The organism is Shewanella sp. 11B5 (assembly GCF_002836795.1).
Classification (GTDB): Bacteria; Pseudomonadota; Gammaproteobacteria; order Enterobacterales; family Shewanellaceae; genus Shewanella; species Shewanella frigidimarina.
In genome coordinates, this window is the sequence record NZ_PJAP01000144.1 from 1 (window position 1) to 1,187 (window position 1,187).

1 pseudogene is annotated in these 1,187 nt (G+C 40.6%); it reads left to right on the top strand.

Features of this window, described 5'->3' with window-relative positions:
• Position 1: 1 nt before the first annotated feature.
• A pseudogene (locus CXF78_RS01205) lies at positions 2–1,187 on the top strand (methyl-accepting chemotaxis protein); the annotation flags it as partial.

Sequence of the window (1,187 nt, forward strand, 5' to 3'; positions counted from 1 at the left end):
GTTGTTATGGATCACTTCGAGTTTGTTTATTGTTACAGTGATTACACTGTCTTTAAGTTTATGGGGTAGTTTAAAAGATAAAAACGCCACTTTAGCAACAGAAATCGAAGTCGCACTAAAACAAGAAATTAACGATAAACTTTCAGCAAGAGCGGGTGAATATGGTGAACGTGTTGCAGGGTTTATTAATGAAGCGTATAGAATTCCATATTTATTTGCAGGCTTGTTGGAGCAAACTTCACGAAAAAAGCCGTTAAATCGTGATGAGGTAGAAGTGTCATCGGCGGCGGTTATACAAAAAAACAGTCAAGTGTCTGCAATATACGTCCAATTTGAACCCAACGGCTATGATGGTCTCGATGATAATTATCTTCAAGGTGACAGCCACAGTGTGCCGAATGTGGGCACATTAGAAATATATCATACCCGTAATGATGATGGCTCAGTTGAACAAGTACAAGTTGATGATGCAGAAGAAAAATACATTGCTGATTTAGATGAGTTTGGAGTGCGTGAGGCCGAGTGGTATTTGTGTGCCAAAGACAGTAAAAAGTCGTGCTTAATGGAACCGTATTTGTACGAGATCACTCCTGGTAATACCGCATTAATGACTTCGTTAACCGTGCCCGTTATCGTCGACAATCAATTTAAAGGTTTAGTTGGCGTTGATATTAACTTGCCGATATTCCAAACCATGATCATGCAATTATCTAAAAGTTTATATGGTGGGCAAGCTAAGGTTACCTTGGTGAGCCAGAAAGGTTTTGTGGTGGCAGCTAGCCATTATAAAAAATTTGCGCGACCTTTTAGCGAATCTGTAGGGCCAGAGTTAGCCAAAAAATTGTTAGCTTTAGACAGTTCTTCGGGGTTTGTGAATGAACCGACCAGTATTGCTGTGGCATATCCAATTAATATCCCTATTGCTGATGCCACTTGGTCCTTGATTATTGAAGTGCCGAAAACCCAAGCGTTTATGGCGGTTGATAATATGAATACCGCCATGAATGACATGGCGATGTCTCTGGGCAGCTTGCTATTAACCATCGGTATTATTGTTACGATTATTGCGGTGCTTATTATCAGTTTGGTTATTCGTAGCATTATTGCACCGCTTAATATGATCCAAGCTCGCGTTGAAAACCTTGCCAGCGCTGAAGGCGATTTAACTCAAGCGATAGAAGTCGATG